The sequence below is a fragment of the Rhodococcus sp. 14C212 genome (assembly GCF_011058195.1).
GTDB lineage: Bacteria > Actinomycetota > Actinomycetes > Mycobacteriales > Mycobacteriaceae > Rhodococcus > Rhodococcus aetherivorans.
Genome location: NZ_JAALEH010000096.1, coordinates 1 through 22,219 on the forward strand (window position 1 = coordinate 1; position 22,219 = coordinate 22,219).

The 22,219-nt window shown below is 70.1% G+C and carries 20 protein-coding genes; 9 read left to right on the forward strand and 11 right to left on the reverse strand.

The genetic code is table 11. The features are described from left to right. On the forward strand, positions 1-574 hold a 574-nt coding region (locus tag G6038_RS25975), incomplete at its 5' end, for a serine protease (protein WP_165041101.1). An 18-nt stretch (positions 575-592) separates the two neighbouring features. On the opposite strand, the gene G6038_RS25980 is transcribed toward G6038_RS25975, so the two are convergent. From G6038_RS25980 to G6038_RS26000, 5 genes are read right to left on the reverse strand one after another with little or no spacing between them, the layout of a single operon-like run. Next, positions 593-1,729, reverse strand: coding sequence for an Mrp/NBP35 family ATP-binding protein (locus tag G6038_RS25980; protein ID WP_165041103.1), 1,137 nt, complete (start codon positions 1,727-1,729; stop codon positions 593-595). After that, positions 1,726-4,593, reverse strand: a complete 2,868-nt coding sequence (locus G6038_RS25985) for a molybdopterin-dependent oxidoreductase (protein ID WP_165041105.1) — start codon at positions 4,591-4,593, stop codon at positions 1,726-1,728. The genes G6038_RS25980 and G6038_RS25985 overlap by 4 nt, the downstream gene beginning before the upstream one ends. A 42-nt stretch (positions 4,594-4,635) precedes the next feature. Beyond that, entirely contained in the window at positions 4,636-6,156 is a 1,521-nt protein-coding gene (locus G6038_RS32200) for a 4Fe-4S dicluster domain-containing protein (RefSeq protein WP_165041107.1), read from the reverse strand. A gap of 4 nt (positions 6,157-6,160) precedes the next feature. Further along, positions 6,161-6,394, reverse strand: a complete 234-nt coding sequence (locus G6038_RS25995; RefSeq protein ID WP_165041109.1) for a sulfurtransferase TusA family protein — start codon at positions 6,392-6,394, stop codon at positions 6,161-6,163. A gap of 24 nt (positions 6,395-6,418) precedes the next feature. Continuing rightward, positions 6,419-6,928: a DsrE/DsrF/DrsH-like family protein gene (locus G6038_RS26000; RefSeq protein WP_165041111.1), complete on the reverse strand. Its 510-nt coding sequence runs from the start codon at positions 6,926-6,928 to the stop codon at positions 6,419-6,421. 191 nt (positions 6,929-7,119) lie between these two features. Between G6038_RS26000 and G6038_RS26005 the strand changes: the two genes are divergently transcribed. Both G6038_RS26005 and G6038_RS26010 read left to right on the forward strand, forming a co-directional pair. After that, positions 7,120-8,244, forward strand: coding sequence for an MBL fold metallo-hydrolase (locus G6038_RS26005; protein ID WP_206025642.1), 1,125 nt, complete (start codon positions 7,120-7,122; stop codon positions 8,242-8,244). Positions 8,245-8,350: 106 nt separating this feature from the next. Continuing rightward, entirely contained in the window at positions 8,351-8,713 is a 363-nt protein-coding gene (locus G6038_RS26010; protein WP_165041115.1) for a metalloregulator ArsR/SmtB family transcription factor, read from the forward strand. Positions 8,714-8,766: 53 nt separating this feature from the next. Here the strand turns inward: G6038_RS26010 and ilvD are convergent, their stop codons facing one another. Then, on the reverse strand, positions 8,767-10,494 hold the full coding sequence (gene ilvD / locus G6038_RS26015; RefSeq protein WP_165041117.1) for a dihydroxy-acid dehydratase: 1,728 nt from the start codon (positions 10,492-10,494) through the stop codon (positions 8,767-8,769). Then, on the reverse strand, positions 10,491-11,063 hold the full coding sequence (locus G6038_RS26020) for a TIGR03086 family metal-binding protein (RefSeq protein WP_165041119.1): 573 nt from the start codon (positions 11,061-11,063) through the stop codon (positions 10,491-10,493). The genes ilvD and G6038_RS26020 overlap by 4 nt, the downstream gene beginning before the upstream one ends. A gap of 131 nt (positions 11,064-11,194) precedes the next feature. Here G6038_RS26020 and G6038_RS26025 point away from each other — a divergent pair, with 131 nt between their 5' ends. From G6038_RS26025 to G6038_RS26035, 3 genes are read left to right on the forward strand one after another with little or no spacing between them, the layout of a single operon-like run. Next, positions 11,195-12,190, forward strand: coding sequence for an aldo/keto reductase (locus G6038_RS26025; protein ID WP_165041121.1), 996 nt, complete (start codon positions 11,195-11,197; stop codon positions 12,188-12,190). 42 nt (positions 12,191-12,232) lie between these two features. After that, positions 12,233-13,567, forward strand: coding sequence for an MFS transporter (locus tag G6038_RS26030; protein WP_165041123.1), 1,335 nt, complete (start codon positions 12,233-12,235; stop codon positions 13,565-13,567). Beyond that, a complete protein-coding gene (locus tag G6038_RS26035) occupies positions 13,539-14,183 on the forward strand; it encodes a (p)ppGpp synthetase (protein WP_165041125.1) in 645 nt (214 codons plus the stop codon). The genes G6038_RS26030 and G6038_RS26035 overlap by 29 nt, the downstream gene beginning before the upstream one ends. Before the next feature lie 111 nt (positions 14,184-14,294). On the opposite strand, the gene G6038_RS26040 is transcribed toward G6038_RS26035, so the two are convergent. From G6038_RS26040 to G6038_RS26055, 4 genes are all read right to left on the reverse strand, one after another. After that, a complete protein-coding gene (locus tag G6038_RS26040; protein WP_165041135.1) occupies positions 14,295-15,143 on the reverse strand; it encodes a 3-hydroxybutyryl-CoA dehydrogenase in 849 nt (282 codons plus the stop codon). Positions 15,144-15,203: 60 nt separating this feature from the next. Next, positions 15,204-16,361 carry an acyl-CoA dehydrogenase gene (locus G6038_RS26045; protein WP_165041127.1) on the reverse strand — a complete coding sequence of 386 codons (1,158 nt, stop codon included), beginning with the start codon at positions 16,359-16,361 and terminating at the stop codon, positions 15,204-15,206. 161 nt (positions 16,362-16,522) lie between these two features. Beyond that, a complete protein-coding gene (locus G6038_RS26050) occupies positions 16,523-17,263 on the reverse strand; it encodes a TetR family transcriptional regulator (RefSeq protein WP_165041129.1) in 741 nt (246 codons plus the stop codon). Positions 17,264-17,334: 71 nt separating this feature from the next. Next, a complete protein-coding gene (locus G6038_RS26055; RefSeq protein WP_165041131.1) occupies positions 17,335-18,966 on the reverse strand; it encodes an acyl--CoA ligase family protein in 1,632 nt (543 codons plus the stop codon). Positions 18,967-19,205: 239 nt separating this feature from the next. On the opposite strand from G6038_RS26055, the gene G6038_RS26060 reads away from it, so the two are divergent. The 3 genes from G6038_RS26060 to G6038_RS26070 form a co-directional block, all read left to right on the forward strand. Beyond that, positions 19,206-20,042, forward strand: a complete 837-nt coding sequence (locus G6038_RS26060) for a LuxR C-terminal-related transcriptional regulator (protein WP_165041137.1) — start codon at positions 19,206-19,208, stop codon at positions 20,040-20,042. Between the two features lie 226 nt (positions 20,043-20,268). Continuing rightward, positions 20,269-20,952, forward strand: coding sequence for an ABC transporter ATP-binding protein (locus G6038_RS26065; RefSeq protein WP_240918742.1), 684 nt, complete (start codon positions 20,269-20,271; stop codon positions 20,950-20,952). After that, positions 20,949-22,219, forward strand: a 1,271-nt coding sequence (locus G6038_RS26070) for an ABC transporter permease (RefSeq protein ID WP_165041133.1), incomplete at its 3' end; no start/stop codon positions are given. The genes G6038_RS26065 and G6038_RS26070, both read left to right, overlap by 4 nt.

Sequence of the window (22,219 nt, forward strand, 5' to 3'; positions counted from 1 at the left end):
GCTCGGGGGCGGGTCGGGCATCACGCTCGGCAACGGATCCGAGGATCTGTTCGACTGCACGCTCGCCACGATCGGCAACGACCGTGCCGGCCGGCTCGTCGGCTTCACCGCCGGACACTGCGGCGGGCCCGGGACGACCGTGAAGTCCGAGGTGGACCCCGGGGCCGGGGTCGTCGGGCGCATCGTCGGCACCAACGAGGTGCTCGACTACTCGGTGATCGAGTTCGACCGCGGCCGCGTCGCGCCGGTGAACCGCGTCGGCAACGTCACCATCACCGGCGTCGGCACCCCCGTGGGGTTCCCCAATGTGGCGTGCAAGGAAGGCCGCACCACCGGCAACACCTGTGGTGTCGTGTGGGGCGACGTGTTCAATTCCCAGGAGACCTGGACGCAGGTGTGCGTCGTCGAGGGCGACTCCGGCGCCCCGCTGGTCGTCGGCACGACCCTCGTCGCGATGGTCAACGCATACCTGCTCACGCCGTGCATCGGCCCGGAGGTCGGCACCAACTTCGTCACGATCCTCGGCGACGTCGACGCCCGTGGCGGCGTCGGTGCGGGTTACCGCCCCATCTGACGCACAGGCGCCGGCCGGCTACGGGACCGACAGCGGTAGCGGCCGGCCGACGAGGCTTCGTCTCGGGGCCGGCAGGGCCGCGGCGATCTGCCGGATCTGCGAGACGGAATGGGCGTACGGCGTCGCCACCACGGCCGGGACGCCGCTGTCGCCCGCCACGCGCAGGTCGAGGTCGAGGGGCACCTGCCCGAGCAGCGGCGCCGCGATGGCCCGGGCCAGGCGCTCGCCGCCTCCGGTACCGAACAACGGTGTGCTCGCGTGGCACGACGAGCACACCAGCGCCGACATGTTCTCCACGACGCCGGCTACCGGCATCCGCAGATCACGCGCCATGCGGCCCACCCGTTGGGCGACGGTCTGGGCCGCCGGCTGGGGCGTGGTGACGGCGAGGAGCGCCGCGTCCGGCACGAGTTCGAGCAGCGAGAGTGTCACGTCTCCGGTGCCCGGGGGCAGGTCGATGAGCAGGACGTCGAGGTCACCCCAGTACACGTCGCGCAGGAACTGCTCGATCGCCTTGTGCAGCATGGGGCCGCGCCAGACGACCGGCTCGTCGTCGCGGACGAAGAACCCGACGGACATGAGGGCGACGCCGAAGGCCTCGACCGGCAGCATCGTTCCCTCCAGGGCGACCGGTGCGCGGCGCACCCCGAACAGATGCGGAACGGAGTAACCCCAGACGTCGGCGTCGAGAACGCCGACCCGCTTGCCCTGCTGGGCCAGTGCCACCGCGAGGTTGGCCGTGAGCGTCGACTTCCCGACGCCGCCCTTGCCGGAGGCCACGGCGTACACCCGGGTCGCCGAATCGGGACCGAAGGGGGGAGCGTCCGCGGGTCTCGCGCCGCGCAAGCGGGCGGCGAGCCGCCTCCGCTCGGTTTCGCTCATCGTCGCGAAGACGACCTCGACGCCGGTCACGCCGGCGACTGCCCCGGCGGCCGCGGCGACGTCGGCGGAGAGGGCGGCCTGCATCGGACACGAGGCGGTGGTGAGCCGGACCGTCACCCGGACGAGTCCGGAGCGATCGATCCGCACCTCGCCGAGCATGCCGGCCTGCTCGAGCGGCAGATGCAACTCGGGATCCTCGACCCGGGCCAGCGCGGCACGCACCGCGGCCGCGGAGACCGCCGGGCCGGACGTCCTCCGCGACAGCAGGCTCATGTTCGCTCCTCCGTCCCGGGCGCGCGGAAGGCACGCCGGCGGGGTTTGACCGGACGCATCAGGAACTCCGGGCGGCGCAGCCCGGACCGGCTGGGGCCGGGCCGGGTGTACGCCAGCCAGGCGCGGTAGACCTCGCGGGACCGCCGGGTGTCCACCACCACGTCGCCGTACCGGTCGTCGGCGTCAGCCTTCTCCACGCGCACCTTCTGGTGCCAGCAGTGCATGCCCGACAGCGGGTCGGGGTGCACGGCGAAGGCGAGGTTCTGATGCACGCCGGGGTCGTCCCAGTAGATCCGCTCGCTGTCCGGGTCGTCGCTGCGGAACGGCTGTACGCCCTGTTTGTAGCGCAATCGCCACACCCCGTTTCCGTCGTTGTCGAGATCGACGAGGCCCATCGCCCAACGGGAGCCGGCGTTCTCGGACGTGCGCCAGCGGCCCATGTGGTGCGAGAGCGCGAGTACGCCGGGGCGGATCGATTCGGTCGCCCACACCCGGGCCACGAAGTACCCGATCTCGGTGTTGACCCGGACCAGATCACCTGTGCCGACGCCGAAGCGCGCGGCGTCCGAGGGATTCGTCCACAGCGGATGCGTGTTGCTGATCTCGTTGAGGTACTTCGCGTTCGCGGACCGAGTATGGACCAGGGTCGGCAACCGGAAGGTCGGCACGAGCACGATCTCGTTGTTCGCCGGGTCGATCGAGCGGTGCCCGACGTGGGACTCGATGTAGCCGGGCGTGGCGTACTCCTCCCACCCGAAGTCGACCATGGTCTCGCTGAACAGCTCGAGTTTGCGCGACGGGGTGAGCCACCCGGCGGTCCTGCTGCCGTCCTCGTGGACGACGCCGACCGCACCCGCCTCGCCGACGAGCGGTGGGGTCGAGTCCAGGGTGACGGCTTTGCGCAGCACCCCGTGCGCGTCCGGGTCCGCCCCCTCGGTCTCGGCGGCCGTCAGCGGCCGTTCGTCGAGCCGGTAGGTGTCCTTGGCGACCTCGAAGACGCCGTATCTGCGCATGTACTCCAGCGGGGTGAGCCCTTGGTCGGCCGCGGCCTTCGGCAGGCCCGGCACGCTGTTCTCGAACACCCACCGGTAGTACTCGTCGACGGTGACCTTCTGTCCGGGCCGGTAGGGGGATTCGAAGAACTTGCGGATGCCGAGGCTGCCGTCGGGGTCGATGCGCCAGGACAGCTCGAACCAGAATTCGTTCTCCTCCCACACCTCTCCGGGATTGGACTCGCGGGAGTCGGACACGGTCCGGCCCATGCGCTCGAGCGCCACCCGGGTGACGGGCTGGCGGAATCCGAGCCACTTGCCGGCGTACTGCTCGTAGGACTGGGTGTCGTGCCGCTCGGTGCTGTGGCCCATGGGCAGGACGTAGTCGGCGAAGGTTGCCGTCTCGGACCACGTGGGGGTGAGTGCGACGTGGCAGCCCACGAGCGATTCGTCGGTCAGGGCCTCCAGCCAGCTGAAGCCGTCGGGGTTGGTCCACACCGGGTTGTAGACCCGCGAGAAGTACATCGACAGCGTGCCGCGGCCGTCCTGGAGCAGATGTGGCAGCAGGATCGACATCTCGTTGGTCGACAGGGGGAACTCGGGGGGCCAGAGCAGCTCGTTCCAGGACTCGTGTCCCTCGGGCAGGTTCGGGCCGTGGGCGATGATCTTGTCCCAGCCGTTGGGGCTGGTGCCGCCCTTGGTACCGACGCTGCCGGTGAGCACGTTGAGGAAGAACAGGGCCCGCGAGACCTGCCACCCGCCGAGGTTGCCGGCGGTCGCCGCCCGCCACACGTGCGCCGACAGGGCCGAGCCGGCGGTGGCGACGATCCGGGCGAGTTCGGCGATCTGCTTCTCGGGTACCTGCGCCTCCTGCGCGGCGAAGGCGAAGGTGAAGCAGGCGTAGTCCTCGGTCAGTGCGCGGACGAACGCGTCGAAGTCGTCGGCGGGCAGGTCGGGGTGGCGGTGCTTCATGTAGGTGGGCCAGTTCACCCAGCGGCGCAGGAATGCCCGGTCGATGTGGTCGGTGCGCAGCAGGTATGACGCGACGGACAGCAGGATCGCGGCCTCGCTGCCGGGCCACGGGGCGATCCACAGGTCGGCGTGGGACGCGGTGTTCGACAGCCGCGGATCGAGCACGACGACCTTGGCGCCGCCCTCGACCTTGCCCTCCATGATCCGCTGCGCGTGCGGGTTGAAGTAGTGCCCGGTCTCGAGGTGGCTCGAGATCAGCAGGATGACCTTGGCGTTCGCGTAGTCCGGGGAGGGCCGGTCGTAGCCACCCCACAGGGAGTAGCCCAGCCGGGCGCCGGCGGAGCAGATGTTGGTGTGGCTGTTGTGTCCGTCCACTCCCCACGCCAGCAGGAACCGCTCGGCGAAGCCGTCCTCGCCGGGTCGGCCCACGTGGTAGACGACCTCGTCCCGGCGGTCCTCGACGATGGCGGCCCGGATCCGGGCGGCGATGTCGTCGAGGGCCTCGTCCCAGCCGATGCGCTCCCACTGCCCACTGCCGCGGGCACCGACGCGCTTGAGTGGATACAGGATGCGCTCGGGGTCCTTGATCTGGTTGATGGTCGCGGGACCTTTGGCGCAGTTGCGTCCGCGTGAGCCGGGATGGGCCGGGTTCCCCTCGAGCCGCTTGATGGACAGGTCCGACTTGTCCACGTATGCGAGCAGACCGCATGCCGATTCGCAGTTGAAGCAGGTGGTGGGCACCAGCATGTACTCGTGCGGCACCTTACGAGGGTGGGCCTTGGCGTCGTATTCGACGTGGTGGTCCCAGTTTTCGACCGGAGGAAAGTTCCGCAGCCGCTCGTGCGTGCGCTGACCGGGCAGCGCCGACCCGGGCGGGGTGTGCTCCGTCTCGGCTGACATGGGGTTCCCTTCGGGTGGGTGATCGGGTGCCGGTCGGGCCGCTCACGACAGGGGTGGGTCCTGGCCCGCCCGGACGAACGCAGTCTCGTAGGCCAGCAGTGAGATCTGTGTCAGCAGGCCGGCCGCGACGAGGAGGACGGCACCGGCGAATCCGTTCCACGACGGGGCGGCCAGTGCGGCCGCCACCACTGCCGGGACGATCGCCCCCAGCCAGAACAGCCGGGCGTAGCGGCCGCGGGTGATGATGTGCGCGGCCAGGGTCGCCTGCCGGCTGGCGTGCCGGCCGGAGTACTCGATGACCAGCATCAGCAGGTGCAGTCCGGTCGAGAGCACGAAGACGCGCACGAGGAAGCCGACCGCCCCGTCGGACAGACCCGCGAACGGCGCGACGACGAGCAGCGCCCCGGTCCCGACCATGGCGGCCTGAACCAGCAGATGCCAGAACAACAACGGTGACTGCCACAGGTCGCGGCCCTCGGCCTGCCCGAAGAGGAAACCGGTGTAGCCGGCGACCAGCGCGCCGGAGACCAGGGCGGCCCAGGCGAGCACGGTTGCGGCCCATGCCGATCCGAGGAGGGCGGCGAGGACCCACAGGGCGGCGACCCCGCCGAAGGCGGCCAGCGCGTAGGCGCCCCACACGAGCCACGAGGACCAGTTGGACTCGAGGAAGATGTAGAGAAAGCGCTCCGGCCGCTTCAGGTCCCAGATCAGCAGGACTCCGGTGAGGGCCGCGCCTCCCATGGCCACGGCGGGCGCCGCGTAGTCGCCCAGCCATCCCAGGTCGACGCCGAGGATGTGGGCCAGCCCCGCGACGGCGAGAGCGCCGGCGGCGACGGCCTTGGTCCACAGGTAGGTCGTCACGCGCCATCCCCACGGCCGGGGATGCGCGGTGTTCAGCGTGGTGCGCGCCTTCGTGGTGCGATCCCCGGGCAGGTCGGCGGCGGTCTCGCGGCGGTGCGCGTCCGGCTCGGCCCAGATGTAGGAGTCGGCGACCGGGGCGACCAGCGGATCGAGGACCGCTCGGTCGGCACCGAGATAGAAGACGTTCGGCCCGGTGTTCTGTTCCGGGGAGCGCACGGCGGTCTGCTGCGTGCTGACGAGGGTGGCGATACCGCTGGTCGGGTCGTCGAGGTCGCCGACCCAGATCGAGTGGGTGGGGCAGACCACGACGCAGGCAGGCTCCATGTCGTTGTCGACGCGGTGCGCGCACATGTTGCACTTCGCCGCGGTGTGGGTGTCCTGATCGATGTAGATGGCGTCGTAGGGGCACGCCTGCATGCAGCTCTTGCAGCCGATGCAGCGCTCGTTGTCGAAGTCGACGATCCCGTCGTCGCGCTTGAACAACGCGCCGGTGGGGCAGATCTTCACGCACGGTGCGTCGGTGCAGTGGTTGCAGCGCATCACACCGAAAGATCTTGTGGTGTTTGGAAACTCACCGGCGTCGACGTACTTCACCCACGTGCGGAACTGGCCGAGCGGCACCTCGTGCTCGGTCTTGCAGGCGACCGTGCAGGCATGGCAGCCGATGCACGTGCGCTGATCGATCGCGAATCCGTAGCGCACCGTCTCACTTCTTCCGGATGAGGTAGCGGTGGACGCCGTCTTCGCTCGTGTTCTCCAGCAGTTCGTTTCCCGTGTCGGTCGCCCACGACGGGATGTCGCGTTTCGATCCGCCGTCGGTGGCCTCGACGAGCAGGATCTGCCCGGACTCGAGCTTCTTGATCGCACGCGAGGCGAGCAGCACGGGCATCGGGCATTTCTGTCCCTTGGCGTCGACGACGACGTCGATCTGGTGGTCCACGGTCCGCTCCTGGGTTCGGAAGGGTCAGATGAAGAGGCTGATCCGGGACCTGCTCATGGCGGACAGTGCGGTGGCCGCACCGACGGGCTCGCCCACTCCCTCGAGGAGCTGGTCGCGGCGAAGGCCCAGCAGGTCCATGGTCATCTCGCACGGCCACAGGTTCACGCCCAGCTCGGTGCACATCTCGACCAGCTCGGCGGGATGGGCCACGTTCTTCTGGCGCGCAAGTTTTTTCATCATCCAGGGTCCGGCGCCGGCCAGGTGGAGCTTCGACAATTTCATGTGCCGCATTCCCGGCCGGTTCATGCCGGCCAGCGCCCTGGTCATCGCGTCGGTGCCGGTGATCCGGACGTCGTCGCGCACCAGGGGGAACAGTCCCCAGAAGGTGAAGAAGATCGTCGTGGACATGCCGTAGGCGGCGCCGGTGGAGCCCAGGATCAGGGTCGGCCACATTCTGTCCAGATCGCCGCTCCAGGCCACGATCGTCATGCTCTCCGGGGCGTCGTCGACGTCACGCTGCGGGTTGTCCGACATGCGCCGGCCCCTTTCGTGGTTGCCGGGGAGGCCTCGTCCGGCCTTCGCGCGGAGTGTTGCGATATGTGATCCAGGACACTACATTCGTGTATGCGCATACCGCAAGATGGCTCGGAAAGTCGCCCTCCCGGTACGCGGACCACCCGCCCGTTTCGTCCCGGGGAGGACACGTGGCCGATACCGTCACAGCGTTGGAACTGTTTCGCGAGCTCCAGGCGGGCACCGTTCCCGAGATCCTCGACATCCGCAGCACCGAGGATTTCCGGGCCGGCAGGATCGAAGGACCCCGGCCCGTTCCCACTCGCCACGTCCCGGTCTATCGGGTGATGGAGGAACTCGAGGAACAGGCCGCCGTCACGCGGGCGGGCGCCGTCGTCGTCTGCGGACAGGGCAACGGCTCCGAACTGGTCGCCGAGGAGTTCGAGACGCTGGGCCTGCGCACCCGCTCCCTCGAGGGCGGTACCGATGCGTGGAACCGGCTCCTCGTTCCCGTCGAGATCACCGGACTACCCGGCGACGTGCGCATCTGGCAGTTCCAGCGCCCGGCGAAGGCCTGCCTGTCGTACCTCGTCGGCGTGCCCGGCGGCCGCGGCATCGTCGTCGACCCCGCCAGGTCGACCGGGGCATACCTGGAACTCGCTCGAATGCACGAGGTTTCGATCGTGCACGTCGTGGACACCCACGTGCACGCGGACCATGTCAGTGGCGGCCCGGCACTGGCAGCCCGGCTCGATGCGGAGTATCACCTGCCGCCGGAGGACGCCGGCGGCATCGTCCCGTTCCCCAACCGGCCGCTGCAGGAGGGCGACGAACTCGACCTGGGGTCCACCGTCGTCCGGGCCATGACCATGCACCTGCCGGGCCACACCCCCGGCACGACGGCACTGCTGGTCAGCGATTCGGTCCTGCTCGCCGGCGACACCGTCTTCGTCCGGGGACTCGGCCGGCCCGACCTGACCGGCCGGGCCGAGGAGCTGGCCAGGGATCTGTTCCGCAGCGTGCACGAGAGGCTGCGGCCCCTCGACCCGCGAACGACGATCGCCCCGGCCCACTGGTCGAGCAGCGACGAGATCAACGCCGACGGACTGGTCGTCACCACGCTGGCGGAGGTTTTCACCGCCACACTGCTGAACGAGCGCGCCGTCGAACGTTTCGTCGAGCAGATCGTGAACTCGCTGCCCGCAGCCCCGCACACCTACGAGACAATTCGCCGCGTGAACGCCGGACAACTCGCCCCCGCCGACGACGAGCTCGAGGTCCTCGACGTCGGCCGCAACCAATGCGCGGCATCCACCTCGCTGAAGGCCGCCCACTGAACGGCGCGGCCACCGACGAACACCATCGCGCTCGCCGAGCCGGCGCCCCGCTGCCACCCAACCGGCGCACCTATAATCGGCACCCGACGCTCGGTTCGGAGGGGTGATGGAACAGGACATCGCGGCACAGTTGCAGGAACTCCACGCCCGAGTCTGCAAGGCCATCGCCGACCCCAAGCGACTGCTCATCATCAACGAGCTCCGGGACGGCGAACTCAGCGTCGGCGACCTGTGCGAGGCGCTGGGCTTCAGCCAGTCCAACGCCAGCCAGCATCTGTCCGTTCTCCGCGAGCGCGGGATCGTGAACGCGCGACGTTCCGGCAACAACGTCTTCTATTCGCTGCGCAGCCGGAAGATCGTGCAGGCGGTGGACCTGCTCCGGGAATTCCTGGCCGAGGACCTGGCCGACCAGGCGATCCTGCGGGGCGCCCTCGACGGCCGGGAAGTCGACCTCGGTCTCGATCGGTAGGGCGCCGTCGGGCAGGTCGATTCTCCACCGTCTCGACGGATCCGCGAATCGGGTCAGCCGCAGACCGCACCGCCCGACGCCGAACCGACCAGCTTCGTGTACTTCGCCAGCACCCCGCGCGTGTAGCGGGGAGGCAGCGGCTCCCACCCCTGCCGGCGGGACGCGAGTTCGTCCTCGTCGACCAGTACGTCGAGGGTGCCGTTCGCGACGTCGAGGCGGATCGGATCGCCGTCGCGGACGAAGGCGATCGGGCCACCGTCGACCGCCTCGGGCGCCACGTGCCCGACGCACAGGCCCGTCGTGCCGCCGGAGAACCGCCCGTCGGTGAGCAGCAGCACGTCCTTACCGAGGCCGGCGCCCTTGATCGCGCCGGTGATGGCGAGCATCTCCCGCATCCCCGGCCCGCCCTTCGGGCCCTCGTACCGGATCACCACCACGTCTCCCGCCGTGATCGTGCCGTCCTCGAGCGCGTCCATCGCGGCACGCTCGCGCTCGAAGACCCGGGCGGTGCCCTCGAACACCGATTCGTCGAACCCGGCGGACTTCACCACCGCGCCACCCGGGGCGAGACTGCCCTTCAGGATCGTGATGCCACCCGTGGGATGGATGGGTTCGCCCAGTGCGCGCAGCACCTTCCCGTCCGGGTCGGGTGGGGCGATCTCGGCCAGGTTCTCGGCGACGGTCCGCCCGGTGACGGTGAGACAGTCGCCGTGCAGCAGGCCCGCGTCGAGCAGGGTCTTCATGATCACCGGCACGCCGCCGATGCGGTCGACGTCCTGCATCACGTGCCGGCCGAACGGCTTGACGTCGGCCAGGTGCGGGACGCGCGCACCGATGCGGGAGAAGTCGTCCAGGCTCAGCTCGACCTGCGTCTCGTGCGCGATCGCGAGCAGATGCAGCACCGCGTTGGTCGACCCACCGAACGCCATCACCACGGCGATCGCGTTCTCGAACGCCTCCTTCGTGAGGATGTCGGAAGCGGTGATGCCGCGGCGCAACAGGTTCACCACGGCCTGCCCGCTGCGGCGGGCGTACCCGTCGCGGCGGCGGTCCGTCGCCGGCGGCGCCGCGCTTCCCGGCAGGGACATGCCGAGCGCCTCGGCCGCGCTGGCCATCGTGTTCGCCGTGTACATGCCGCCGCACGCGCCCTCACCGGGGCAGATGGCCCGCTCGATCGCGTCGACATCCTCCCGGCTCATCAGCCCGCGGGCGCAGGCGCCGACCGCCTCGAAGGCGTCGATGATCGTCACGTCGCGTTCGGATCCGTCGGACAGCTTCGCGACGCCCGGCAGGATCGACCCCGCATACAGGAACACGGCCGCCAGGTCGAGACGCGCGGCGGCCATCAGCATTCCGGGCAGGGACTTGTCGCACCCTGCGAGCAGCACCGACCCGTCGAGCCGCTCCGCCTGCATGACCGTCTCCACGCTGTCGGCGATCACCTCCCGCGACACCAGCGAGAAGTGCATCCCCTCGTGGCCCATGGAGATGCCGTCGGAGACGGAGATCGTGCCGAACTCGAGCGGATAGCCGCCGGCGGCGTGCACGCCGTCCTTGACCGCCTGCGCCAGCCGGTCCAGTGACAGGTTGCACGGGGTGATCTCGTTCCACGACGAGGCCACCCCGATCTGCGGCTTGCCCCAGTCGTCGTCGCCCATGCCCACCGCGCGGAGCATGCCGCGCGCCGCGGTCTTCTCGAGGCCGTCGGTGACGTCGCGGCTGCGGGGCTTGATGTCCGGCTCGGTCGCGCTGCTCGCCTCCGGCTGGGTCGCGCTGCTCATCGCGTTCCTCCCGGTCGGGGATCACGCCCGGTCAGCGCCAGCAACCGGTCCTGCACGGGCGCGTCGTCGGGCACCGGCACGGGCGGCGCGAACAGCCCGCTCGCGGCCAGCATGTCGCGCTGCGGTTGTATGTCCTCCCACACGGCCGCCACCAGGTCGGGGTCGAGGCGCTCGTCGGCCCCCACGGCCCGGGCCAGGTCCCACGTGTGGACCGCGATGTCCGCGACCTGCTGCCGCAGATAGTCGCGGGCGGGCACCATCCCGTAGGACAGGTGCACCTGCTTGTCCGGGTCGGTGGACGCCCACGCGACGGAGGCGTCGACGGCGTGCCGATCCCATTCGGCGGACAGATCGTCGCCGAGCGGGTCGAGTTCGGCCTCCGCCTCGCCGATCGTCCTGCCGGCGAGCAGCGGCGGCACCCACCGTTGCTCGTCCACGACGTGCCGGACCAGGGTGGCGACGTCCCATTCGGTGTCGGGGGTGGGGGCGGACCAGTCGGTAACCGCCGAGAGCCGGCTCTCGAAACCTTGCCGGGCGATGTGCTGCAGTTCGAGCCAGTCGTACGACATGGATTCAGCCTAGGCGGGCGGTGGCGGCGGCACCGGGTTTCCCGACGTGCGACAGCCTGCGATGTTCGGAAGGATCGGTGTCGCCGCACCTGGTGCGGTCCCCCGATCGTCCGGACAGTACTGGAGAAGTCATGCCCGTCCCCACCGTCGAGCTCGCCCCCGGCCTGACCGTCAGCGCCCAGGGCTACGGCGCGATGTCGGTCTCGCCCGCCTACGGACCCGTCGATCTCGACGAGGCCCTGGCGACGTTGCATCACGCCGTCGACCTGGGGGTCACGTTCGTCGACACCGCGAACGTCTACGGCGACGGCACCAGCGAACGGGTCGTCGGGAAGCTGCTGCAAGACCGCGGCGACGAGGTGCAGGTGGCCACGAAGTTCGGGCTCGTCGGTGCGCTGGGCAGCGGTAATCGCGGCATCGACGGCCGTCCCGAGTACGCGAGGAAGGCCCTCGACGAGTCCCTCGGCCGGCTCGGGGTGGACCGCGTCGACCTGTACTACCTGCACCGCGTGGACCCGGACGTGCCCGTCGAGGACACGGTCGGCGCGTTGGCCGAACTGGTGCAGGCCGGCAAGATCCGGCACATCGGCTTGTCCGAGGCCACCGGCGACGAGCTGCGGCGCGCGCACGCCGTGCACCCGATCGCCGCGATCCAGTCCGAGTGGAGCATCGTCTCCCGGGACGTCGAGAAGAACGTCGTGCCGACGGCCGCCGAACTGGGCATCGGCTTCGTGCCGTACTCCCCGGTCAGCCGCGGTCTGCTCACCGATGCGTTCGATGCCGCCCGGATCGGGGAGAAGGACCTGCGCCGGCGCTTCCCCCGGTTCGGCGCCGACGTGCTGCCCGCCAATCTGCGATTGCGCGCCGAAGTGCGCGCGGTGGCCGACGAGGCGGACGCCACCGTCGCGCAAGTGGCGCTGGCCTGGCTGGATGCCAAGGCACGGCAGTTCGGGCTGCCGTCGGTGGCGATTCCGGGCAGCCGCTACGCCGCACGGGTCACCGAGAACGCCGGCGCGCTCGACGTGCGTCTCACCGACGAGCAGACCGCCCGGCTCGACACCCTCGCCGACGCGGTCGTCGGTGGGCGGGCCGCGGACCCGACGTGGGTGTCGTGGGGCCGGGAGTGACTACCGGCGGGTAGGCGCCTCGCCGCGTAGGGTCGTTTCATCATGAAACGGGTTTGGTGGGTGTGGGGCGTGGGTGTCCTCGCCTATGTCGTGGCCGTCATGCATCGCACGTCGTTCGGCGTGTCCGGACTCGCCGCGACCGAACGCTTCGACATCACCCCGGCCGTGCTGTCCGGCTTCGTGGTCCTGCAGATCGTGGTGTACGCGGGCATGCAGATCCCGGCCGGGGTGCTGCTCGACCGGTTCGGCTCCCGGGTGATGATCGCCTCGGGTGCGGCGATCATGGCGGCGGCGCAGCTCGTCCTCGCCCTCACCGAGTCGCTGCCCGCCGCCTATGCGGCCCGCGTGTTCGTCGGGGCGGGCGACGCGCTGACCTTCATCTCGGTGCTGCGGCTGGTGCCGGTGTGGTTCGACACGCGGCGGGTGCCGCTGGTGTCGCAGCTGACCGGCATCCTGGGGCAGCTCGGGCAGGTGCTCTCGGCGCTGCCCTTCGTCCTGATCCTGGGTAGCGCCGGGTGGAGCGCGGCGTTCGCGAGCGCCGCGGCGCTCGGCGTGCTCGCCTGCGTGCTCGCCGTGGCGGTGGTGCGCGACGCGCCGCCGGGGGTGGTCGTGCGGACCCAGGCTGCCGGGATGCGGCAGGTGCTCGGGCAGATCGGGGTGGTGTGGCGCAGACCGGGCACCCGGCTCGGCTTCTTCACCCACATGGGGACCCAATTCTCCATCACCACGTTCGCGTTGCTGTGGGGCGTGCCGTACCTCCAGTCGGCGCAGGGACTGTCCGCGGCGGCCGCCGGTTCGCTGCTCACCCTCTCCGTGGTCTCGGCGATCGCGGCCGGCCCGGTGCTCGGGATCCTCAGCGGCCGGTTCCCGCTGCACCGATCGTGGCTGGTGCTGTCGATCATGGTGAGCAACGCCGCGATGTGGACGGTCGTGCTGCTGTTGCCGGCGCCGGCCCCGATGTGGCTGCTCGTCCTCCTGATCGTGACCATCTCGGTGGGCGGACCCGGGTCTATGATCGGATTCGACTATGCGCGGACATTCAACCCGAGCACCGCGCTCGGCACCGCCCAGGGCATGGTCAATATCGGTGGATTCCTGGCGTCCCTGCTGGTGATCCAGGCGATGGGGGTGATCCTGCAGCGTCTCGGCGGCTACACCTTCGAGGCGTTCCGGGTCGCCTGGCTGGCGCAGTATCCCGTGTGGATCGTGGCGATCATCGGGGTGCTCGTCACCCGCGGCAAGGCCCGCCGCGAGGCGGGCGTATCGCCGCGGACGCTGCGACAGGTGCTGCGCGACGGTCGTCGCGCAGGGCCGGCGGATTCGCAGACGCGCATCGAGGAGGCTGGCGATGAGGGGGAGCGGACCCGGGCGGACTGACATCCTCCGGCGGGATCTGGCCCGGTTCCTGAAGACCTGCGGGTTCGGGGTCGAAGAGCTACGGACGAAGATCGACATCGTCCGCAGCGAGTTCGCCGACACCCACGGTTACGATCCCGTCGAGCATGCCGAATCGTGGCTGACCACGCCCGACTCGGTCCTGGACGAGGCCGATCCCCCGCTGCGGATCGAGGACGTCGGGCGGGACGTCGCCGGGATCCGGCTCACGTGCGCCGTCACCGCCGACGTGTACCGGGTACGGGACCTGCTCGTCGCCCGGCGGGACGTGCGGGTGGTCGAGGCGAGGGACTACATCAAGCGCGCCGGCCCGGACGGGTACCGCGGGCTGTGCCTCGTCGTGGAGGGGCCGGTGGCGTCGACCGGCCGTGTACGGACGGTGTACGTCGAGGTGCAGATCCGCACCGGGGTCATGGAGTCGTGGGAGAGCGTGGCGACGCGGCTGCGCTCCGAGTTCGACGGTCACGTCCCGCAGGAGATGCTCGACGAACTGCGCGCCGCCGCGGAGAGCGCCCGGGCTCTCGACTCGCGGATCGGCGCGTTGCACCGGCGCGTGGAGGAACGGTCCGACGTGGACCGGGACGCACCCCCGGCGTAGGTCCGCTCGCTCGGCGCAGCCGCGCGCGGAAGGCACCGATGCGCGCGGGTGATCACGGAGACGACGAAACCCCGCCGCGAGCGCGTCGCGACGGGGTTCGTGCTGCGGGGCTCAGTTGTAGCTGTAGAAGCCCTGGCCGGTCTTGCGGCCGAGGCGGCCGGCGTCGACCATGCGGCGCAGCAGCGCCGGGGGCGCGTAGTGCGGCTCGGCGAACTCGTCGTACAGCGACTGGGCGGCGTTGAGGGTGACGTCGAGGCCGACGGTGTCGATGAGGGTGAGCGGGCCCATCGGGTAGCCGCAGCCGCCCTTCATCGCGGCGTCGATGTCTTCCTTCGTCGCGTAGCCCGACTCGAGCATCCGCACGGCGGACGTCAGGTACGGGATCAGCAGCGCGTTGACGATGAAGCCGGCGCGGTCGCCCGCGCGGACCGTCGTCTTGCCGAGGGTGTTCTTGACGTAGTCGAAGACGGCGTTCGCCGTCTCCTCCTCGGTGGTCAGCGCCGAGATGATCTCCACCAGCGGCATCACCGGCACCGGGTTGAAGAAGTGCACACCCACGACCTGTCCCGGGCGCGACGTCGCCTGGGCCATCTTGATCACCGGGAGCGACGACGTGTTGGTCGCCAGGATGCAGGAGGGCTTCACGACCGCATCGAGCTTGGTGAAGATGTCGACCTTGAGCGACTCGATCTCGGGTGCCGCCTCGATGACGAGATCACGGTCGGCGAGATCGGCGACGTCGGTGGTGACACGAACCCGCGCGATCGCGGCGTCGGCCTCCTCCTGCGTGATCTTGCCGCGGGCGACGCCCTTGCCGATCGAGCCGGAGACGCGCTTGCGGGCCGCGTCGGCGAACTCCTCGCTGGTCTCGAGCACGATCACGTCGCTGCCGGCCTTGGCGCACACCTCGGCGATGCCGGCCCCCATCGTGCCGCCACCGACTACACCGATCAATTCCACTGCCACGGGAGATTCTCCTCGATACGAAGGTTGGACCAGGGTGAACTTACTGCCGCCGCGTCAGCGGAGCAGCGCGCGGGACATGACGACCCGCTGGATCTGGTTGGTGCCCTCGTAGATCTGGGTGATCTTGGCGTCGCGCATCATCCGCTCGACCGGGAAGTCGGTGGTGTAGCCGGCACCGCCGAACAGCTGCACGGCGTCGGTGGTGACCTCCATCGCGACGTCGGAGGCGAAGCACTTGGCGGCGGAGGAGATGAAGCCGAGGTTCGGCTCGCCGCGCTCGGCGCGCGCCGCGGAGGTGTACACCATCAGGCGTGCCGCCTCGACCTTCATGGCCATGTCGGCCAGCATGAACTGCACGCCCTGGAAGTCGGAGATCGGCTTGCCGAACTGCTTGCGGTCCTTGGTGTAGGCGATCGCCGCGTCGAGCGCGCCCTGCGCGAGGCCGACCGCCTGCGCGCCGATGGTGGGGCGGGTGTGGTCGAGGGTCGCGAGGGCGGTCTTGAAGCCGGTGCCGGGCTCGCCGATGATGCGGTCGCCGGGGATGCGGCAGTTCTCGAAGTACAGCTCGGCGGTCGGGGAGCCCTTGATGCCGAGCTTCTTCTCCTTGGGGCCGACGACGAAGCCCTCGTCGTCCTTGTGCACCATGAACGCGGAGATGCCATTGGCACCCTTGTCGGGGTCGGTGACGGCCATGACGGTGTACCAGCTGGACTTGCCGCCGTTGGTGATCCAGCACTTGGAGCCGTTGAGGATCCAGTCCTCGCCGTCGGCCTTGGCGCGGGTGCGCATGCCCGCGGCGTCGGAGCCGGCCTCCCGCTCGGACAACGCGTAGGACGCCATGTCGCCCTTGACCAGGTCGGGCAGGACCTTCTGCTTGAGCTCCTCGGAGCCGGACAGGATCAGGCCCATGGTGCCGAGCTTGTTCACGGCCGGGATCAGCGAGGACGAACCGCAGACGCGGGCGACCTCCTCGATGACGATGCAGGTGGCGACCGAGTCGGCGCCGTCGCCGCCGTACTCCGTGGGGACGTGGATCGCGTTCAGGCCGGACTTGTTGAGGGCGTCGAGGGCCTCCTGCGGGAAGCGGGAGTTCTCGTCGACGTCCTTCGCGTAGGGCGCGATCTCCTTTTCGGCCAGCGCGCGGATGGCGGCGCGGAGCTCATCGTGCTCCTCGCCCAGCTTGAACAGACCGAACTCCGGGTTGAAGGCCATGACGGCGGACTCCTATCGGCACGCGGTGCCAGTTTCTGAATTGGTGTCGCACCCATCCTACTGAATGGAGGGTTCGCGACGTCACGAAATCGGGTTCCAGTGAACCACGGCACTCAGTGCCACGTCAATGGGGTGGTGGGTCGTCGGCCACCCCCGGAGGGTCAGTCCGACGCCGCCTCGAGCTGCGCCTGTACCTGGTGGGCGATCTCCGCGGGCGACGTGCCCGGGGGATAGGTCACCACCGTGATCACGCGCCCGTCGTCCCGCGCCGGACCGGTGGCCGGCGCGGCGCTCTGCCCCGGTGCGACACCGAACGAGCGTCGCACCTCGAGCAGCGCGCGGCGCAGTTCCTCCGCCGTCGCGGACTCGTCGCCGCGGATCATCGCGCGCAGCAGGAAGTTGTGCGTCGCGGTCATCGCGGCCGCGAAGCTGACGATCCGCACCCCCGACTCCGACGGCACCGCGGAGCGCAGGTAGTCGGTGAACAGCCGCTCGTAGCGGTACGTCGTGACCAGCTCCCGCTCGCGCAGCGCAGGCACCCGCTGCACCACGCGATACCGCCACACCGCGAGCTCCCGCTTGTCCCGGAAGTGCCCGAACACCAGCTCGGCGGCCTCGGCGGTGGCCGCCCACGGATCGTCGAAGTTCCCCGACAGATAGTGGGCGACCTGCTCGAGCAGCGACTCGTGATCGGCGAAGATCACGTCCTCCTTCGAGCGGAACTGCCGGAAGAAGGTCCGTCGCGACACCCCCGCGGCCGACGCGATCTGCTCGACGGTGGTCGACTCGTAGCCGTACTCGGAGAACAGACGGATCGCCTGCGTCACCACGTGCACCCGGAACTGGGCGGGATCGGGGCCGGTCGCGTCGATGCGGCGGGCGGAGTCGGGACCGAGTGCCATGGTTCTCAGTATCCAATCCGCGGTATCGAAGTCGAAACGGCCGCGCCGCCGGACCGGCGGCGCGGCCGGCGTCAGGCCTGCGCCGAGTGCGCGGCCCGCAGCTCGAACTTGAGGATCTTGCCGGTCGGCGTCCGCGGCAGATCCAGCGGGAACACGATCTCCCGCGGCACCTTGTACCCGGCGAGCAACGTGCGCGTGTAGGAGATCAGCTCCTCGGCCGTCACGGTCTCGCCCTTCTTCAGGATCACGAACGCCTTGGGACGCTCGCCCCACTTCTCGTCGGGCACGCCCACCACCGCGACGTCCAGCACGGCCGGGTGGCTGACGAGGGCCTGCTCGACCTCCACGGTGGAGATGTTCTCGCCGCCGGAGATGATGATGTCCTTGGCGCGGTCCTTGAGCTGGATGTACCCGTCCGGGTACATCACGCCCAGGTCGCCGGTATGGAACCAGCCGCCCTTGAACGCCTCCGCCGTGGCCTCCGGATCCTTGAAGTAACCCGCCATGACGTTGTTGCCGCGCAGCACGATCTCGCCCATCGTCTGCCCGTCGGCGGGCACGTCGTTCATGTTCGCGTCGACGACCCGTGCGTTCTCCGCCTGGAGCATGCCCACGCCCTGCCGCGACAGGAGCGCCGCGCGTTCCTCGGCGGGCTTGTCGTCCCACGAGTCCTGGTATTCGCAGATCGTGTACGGCCCGTAGACCTCGGTGAGGCCGTACACGTGCACGACGGTCACGCCGATCGCCTCGAGCTGCGCTATCACCGTCGGCGACGGCGGCGCGCCCGCCGTGGTGATCCGCAGCGGCCGGTCCAGCCGGTGGGCCTGCGGGGCCTCGGCGATGGTCGAGCACACCGCCGGGGCGCCGCAGAGGTTGGTGACGCCCAGGTGGTCGATGGCGTCCCAGATCGCGTCCGCCCGCACGGCCCGCAGGCAGATGTGCGTGCCGGCGGCCGCCGTCACGGCCCACGGCGTGCACCAGCCGTTGCAGTGGAACATCGGCAGGGTCCACAGGTACTGCGTCTTCCCGTCGAACCCGTTGTGGAACGTCTCGCCGAAGGAATTGAGGTAGGCGCCGCGGTGCGTGTACATCACGCCCTTCGGCTTGCCGGTGGTGCCCGACGTGTAGTTCAGGGTGATGACCTGTTCCTCGTCGTCGACGCCCCAGTGCAGCGGGGTGGCGTCGAGGTCGTCGGCGGCGGCGAGGAACTCGTCGTACCGGGTGGTGACGATCCCGGCCGGCACGTCCGGGTACGGGACCGTCGAATCCGGCACCTCCACGATCGCCGTCAGCGACGGCACGCCGGCCGTGACACCGGCGACCGATCCCACGAACTCCGAGTCGACGAACAGCAGCGACGCCTCGGCGTGCCCGAGGATGTACTCGAGCTCGGGCCCGGCGAGCCGGGAGTTCAGCGCGATCAGCACGCCCCCGGCGAGCGGCACCGCGAAGTGCGCGATGAGCAGCTCCGGCACGTTCGGCGCCAGGAAGGCCACCCGGTCGCCCGGCTGGATCCGGCTGCGCAGGACCCGGGCCAGGCGCTGCGCCTCGTCGGCGAACTGCGCGTACGTGTAGCGGCGGTCGCCGTGGACGATCGCGGTGCGGTCGGGGAACACGGACGACGACCGCTCGAGGAACCGCAGGGGGCTGAGCGGGGTGTGGTTCGCCGTTCGGGCGGTGGGGACGGATGTGGGGGTGGGCACGGATACCTCCGGGACTTCGGCACTCGGTCGGTGTACGCCATTGTGATCGCTGCAACACCGGAACGGGTGGAGGTTATGAGTCACGACAGATTCCCCGCTACCCTCCGAAGTGGGTATTCGCGGTCTCGGAGGTGGTTCCGGTGAGGTCTGTGTCGACGAACCAGGCGGTGACGAACCCGGCGGCGACGAGGGCCGGGACGCCGAAGGTTGCGTCGACGCGCCAGGGTCCGCACGCGCACCTGCGGCCGAGCGACGAGGACGCCCTGCGCGCCGAGCTGCGGCAGCTGCAGATCTCGACCGGGATGCCCGTGCTGTTCGGTGGGACCGTGCACGGCGGGGACATGCTGCTGTCCGGTTTCGTCGGCACGCGCAGCGGCATCCTCCGCGACCTGGTGATCAGCTCCGAGTGCGGGCTCGGCGGCAAGGTGGTCGCCGAGCAGCGGCCCGGCGCGGTGGCGGACTACTTCAACGCCCCCCAGATCTCCCACGAGTACGACCGGGAGGTCGCGGGGGAGGGCATCGAGTCGCTGCTCGCCGTGCCGGTGGTGGTGCGCCGCCGCACCCGTGCCGCCCTGTACGGCGGCCTGCGGACCAGCCTGCCGATCGGCGACGTGGTCGTCGAGCAGGTGATGCGGTCGGCCCGCAGGCTCGCCCGCGAGATCGAGATCCGGGACGAGGTGGACCGGCGGGTCGCCCTCATCGACAACGCCCGCGCCGCCGCCCCGTCCGCCGTGTCCGTGTCGGTGTCGGAGGGCATCACCGAGAGCTACCTGGCCCTGCGCGAGATCGCGGCACAGACGTCCGACCCGGCGATCGAGGCGCGCCTGCGGGAGGTCGAGGAGAAGCTGCGGACGCTGACCGGCGGGGCGGCCACACCGGCGGTGCGGCTCTCGGCGCGGGAACGGGATGTGCTGGCGTACGTGGCGCTCGGGTGCCGCAACGCCGAGATCGCCGAGCGGCTGTCGCTGAGCGTGGAGACCGTCAAGAGCTACATGCGCAATCTGATGGGCAAGCTCGAGGTGGGCAGCCGGCACGAGGCGGTCGTCGAGGCCCGTCGGCAGGGCCTGTTGCCCTAGCCGGACTTTGTCGTAGCCCACCTCCGTAGCGGACCGGGGTGGTTTTCGGCTCGGTGCCAGCCGGTAGCGGTGGGCAGCGCCGGTATCGGGTGGGTTTCTTCAGCAGATCTTCACCGGATCTCGTGCTGGGCTACAGCGGTGGGCACCTACGGTGAGTGCGCCGCCGCAACCGCGGTGGAAGAAGGCGCCGGTGGCGCGTGCCGCCTTCGAGTGTCCGAGGTGAGAGATGGCTGTCTCCGAATCCGGTTCCCCGGAGTCCACGGCCGGTTCGGCGCAGGCGTTGCTGCTGGCGGCCGATGGGATCGAGAAGAGTTTCGGTCGCGGCTGGTGGCCGGGGCGGCCCCGCACCCCGGTGTTGCGCGGGGCGGAGCTCGTGCTGCGTCCCGGGGAAGTTGTCGGGCTGGCGGGGGAGAACGGCTCGGGCAAGTCGACGCTGATGAAGATTCTCGTCGGGGACTTGCGGGCCGATGCCGGCAGTGTGCGCCGTCCGCGGCGGCTGGGCTATTGCCCGCAGCAGCCGGTGGTCTACGACCGGCTCACGTGCGACGAGCACTTCGAGTTGTTCGGTCGGGCGTACCGGATGAGCCCGGAGGTCGCGCACCGCTCCCGCGGCCACCTGTACGCGGCGTTGGGATTCGAACGCTACGCCGGCACCCGCGCCGACCGGTTGTCGGGCGGGACGCTGGCGAAATTGAACCTGGGGCTGGCGCTGCTGGCCGATCCGGAGGTGTTGCTGCTGGACGAGCCTTATGCCGGGTTCGACTGGGATACCTATCTGCGGTTCTGGGAGATCGTGGCGCAGCGTCGGCAGGCGGGCCGCTCGGTGTTGATCATCAGTCATTTCGTGGCGGACGAGCAGCGGTTCGATCGCATCGTCGATCTGCGGGAGGGCCGGACGGTGCCGCGATGAGCCTCGTCCCGGCACTGCGGTCGACGGCCGGCGACGTCCGGGCGCTGATCGGCCGGTTCCTGGCCGACTATGTCCGCAACCCGGTGAACCTGCTGGTGCTGGTGGTCGTGCCGGTGATATTCGTGATCGTCGCGGCCGGCGCGATGGCCGATGCGGCCCGGCTGCTCGGTGGCGCGGGCGGACCGGCGGTGGAAACGGCGACGGCCGGGTGGGCGGCGGGTTTCCTGGCCGGGATCGCGATGTACTTCCAGATCAATGCCGCACGGGCGGCGGACCGGCGGTTGGTGTCGGCGGGCCTGGCGGTAGCGCGACTGGTGCTCGCCCGGCTCGGCACCGGCCTGGTGTTGGCGGTGCTGGTCTCGGCGGTGGCCTTGCTGGCGCTGGCGGTGCGGACCGGCATCGATGCTCCCGTGCGGGTGACGGTGGGCACCGTGATGTTCGCGGTGATCTATCTGGCCCTCGGGGCGGTGGTCGGCGCGCTGGTGCGTAACCCGGTCAACGGCACCGTGCTGATCCTGTTCGTCTGGATCGTCGACGTGTTCTTCGGGCCGGCGATCGGTTCGGCGGAGCGGGTGGCCACCCGCGGGTTTCCCACCCATTTCGTGACGCTGTGGATGGTGGATGTGCCCTCCCGCCACGGCGGGAAGGTCGGCGATCTGGGATGGGCGCTGGTGTGGATGACCGGGGCTCTGATCGTCGGGGCCGTGGTGGTCACCATCACGGTCGGCGGGGTGCGCCGCCGTGGCGGGCGCAGCGGCCGGGGCGGACGCGCGGATCGGTTCGCGGTGGGGCTGGACATGGGGCTGCGGGACTGGCGCCGCAACCCCGTGCTGTGGGTGCTGCTGGTGGTGGTGCCGATCGTGTTCATCGCGTTGTCGAAGGCGATGACCGTCCCCGAGTCCGGGATGTTCTCCCTGGTCGAGGACGGACGCACGGTGACGGAGGTGTTCTGGCTGCCGGACGTGCACGCCGGGACCATGACTCCGATCGCCATCGCCTCGCTGTCGGCGCTGGCCGGGTTGTTCGTGGTACTCGACGCGCGCAGCGGTGATCGGCGACTGTCGCTGGCCGGCTTCGGTGCCGGGGTGCTGCTGGCGGTCCGGTTGACGGTGATCGCGGTGGCGGTGGTGGTGGTGACCGCGTCGTCGTTGCTGGTCACCGCGGCGGTGTTCGATGCTCGTCAGTGGGGCCTGTACGCGACCGGGAACCTGCTGCTGGCGTTGACCTACGGGCTGGTGGGGGTGTGTCTGGGGCCGCTGTTCGGGCG